This window comes from Staphylococcus nepalensis (assembly GCF_014635045.1).
GTDB classification, from domain to species: Bacteria; Bacillota; Bacilli; order Staphylococcales; family Staphylococcaceae; genus Staphylococcus; species Staphylococcus nepalensis.
In genome coordinates this window covers 1-879 of the sequence record NZ_BMCF01000024.1, presented here as the reverse complement: position 1 = coordinate 879, position 879 = coordinate 1, and the positions used below count along the sequence as shown (strand labels likewise).

The 879-nt window shown below is 49.5% G+C and carries 1 rRNA gene; it reads right to left on the bottom strand.

What is annotated here, in order from left to right:
• A 23S ribosomal RNA gene (locus tag IEU88_RS13600) occupies positions 1–879 on the bottom strand; the annotation flags it as partial.

Genomic DNA, 879 nt, shown 5'->3' with positions numbered 1-879 from the left:
CTTGACCTTAAGAGTGCCGGATTTGCCTAACACTCAGTCTTACTGCTTGGACGTACAATCCAATCGTACGCTTCGCCTATCCTACTGCGTCCCCCCATCGCTTAAAACGAATTATGGTGGTACAGGAATATCAACCTGTTATCCATCGCCTACGCCTATCGGCCTCAGCTTAGGACCCGACTAACCCAGAGCGGACGAGCCTTCCTCTGGAAACCTTAGTCAATCGGTGGACGGGATTCTCACCCGTCTTTCGCTACTCACACCGGCATTCTCACTTCTAAGCGCTCCACATGTCCTTGCGATCATGCTTCAACGCCCTTAGAACGCTCTCCTACCATTGTCCTACGGACAATCCACAGCTTCGGTAATATGTTTAGCCCCGGTACATTTTCGGCGCAGTGTCACTCGACTAGTGAGCTATTACGCACTCTTTAAATGATGGCTGCTTCTAAGCCAACATACTAGTTGTCTGGGCAACGCCACATCCTTTTCCACTTAACATATATTTTGGGACCTTAGCTGGTGGTCTGGGCTGTTTCCCTTTCGAACACGGACCTTATCACCCGCGTTCTGACTCCCAAGTTAAATTGATTGGCATTCGGAGTTTGTCTGAATTCGGTAACCCGAGAAGGGCCCCTCGTCCAAACAGTGCTCTACCTCCAATAATCATCACTTGAGGCTAGCCCTAAAGCTATTTCGGAGAGAACCAGCTATCTCCAGGTTCGATTGGAATTTCTCCGCTACCCTCAACTCATCCGCTCACTTTTCAACGTAAGTCGGTTCGGTCCTCCATTCAGTGTTACCTGAACTTCAACCTGGTCAAGGGTAGATCACCTGGTTTCGGGTCTACGACCAAATACTCAACGCCCTATTCAGACT